Raw genomic sequence first — 1,032 nt, 5'->3', positions numbered from 1 at the left:
TATAGCATAAGGATACTTTCCTCCCCATTTCTTTTCCAGATTGTCAAGTTCTGTGGCTGCAACCTCTTTGTTGGGTGCATTATAGATATTCTTCATATCTGCCGTAAACTCTTTCTTATCTTTATAAACCACATATTTACAGGAGTTTCTGATCTGATGTACCACACAGATTTGAGTGGATGACTGAGGGAATATACTGCGGATAGTATCCGTAAATCCATTCAGATTGTCAGTACAGGTAATCAGGATATCCTGCACCCCACGGGCTTTTAAATCAGTCAGGACACCCATCCAGAAAGAAGAGCTTTCCGATTTGCCAACCCACATGCCAAGGACTTCCTTCAGACCGTTCTGTTTCAGTCCGACGCAAAGGTAAACGGTCTTGTTTATGATCTTACCGTTATCCCGTACCTTGAAGACAATACCATCCATCCAGACTATCAGGTAAACAGGATCAAGGGGACGGTTCTGCCACTCCTGGGCAGCCTGATTGACCTTGTTGGTAATGATGGAAATGGCAGATGTAGAGAGCTCTATTTCATAAATCTCACGCATCTCTTCCTCTATGTCAGAAACGCTCATTCCTTTGGCATATAGGGAGATAACGAGCTTTTCTATAGAAAGTCCACGGCTTTCATGTTTAGGCACTGCTATCGGCTCAAACTGGCCGTTACGGTCACGTGGAATAGAAATGACAGACTCTCCATGTTCGGTTTGGATTTTCTTCGGATAACTGCCATTTCGGGAGTTGCCAGTGTTATTTCCTATCACAGAATTCTTTTCATATCCCAAATGGGCATCCATTTCACCTTCAAGCATCTTTTCCAATACTTGGGCATGCAACTGCTTCAGAAACTTGCTCACATCGGCTTCTGTCTTGAACTGACTGATAAACTTGCTTAAAACCTCATCAGGCACTACTTGATTCTTTTCTTTCATAAGCTTCTTCATTTTGCAAATGTATAAAATAAAAAATACGAGACTCATTTCTGAATCCCGTATTTCCATTTACACAAAATATTTTATAGTGCC

1 protein-coding gene is annotated in these 1,032 nt (G+C 41.6%); it reads right to left on the bottom strand.

The window, feature by feature from the left end:
* Positions 1-939, bottom strand: a 939-nt coding sequence (locus BHV72_RS06575) for an IS256 family transposase (RefSeq protein ID WP_502691073.1), incomplete at its 3' end; no start/stop codon positions are given.
* Positions 940-1,032 lie beyond the last annotated feature (93 nt).

The sequence above is a fragment of the Bacteroides sp. 43_46 genome (assembly GCF_001915455.1).
GTDB lineage: Bacteria > Bacteroidota > Bacteroidia > Bacteroidales > Bacteroidaceae > Bacteroides > Bacteroides caccae.
This window is presented reverse-complemented; position numbering and strand designations above follow the sequence as displayed.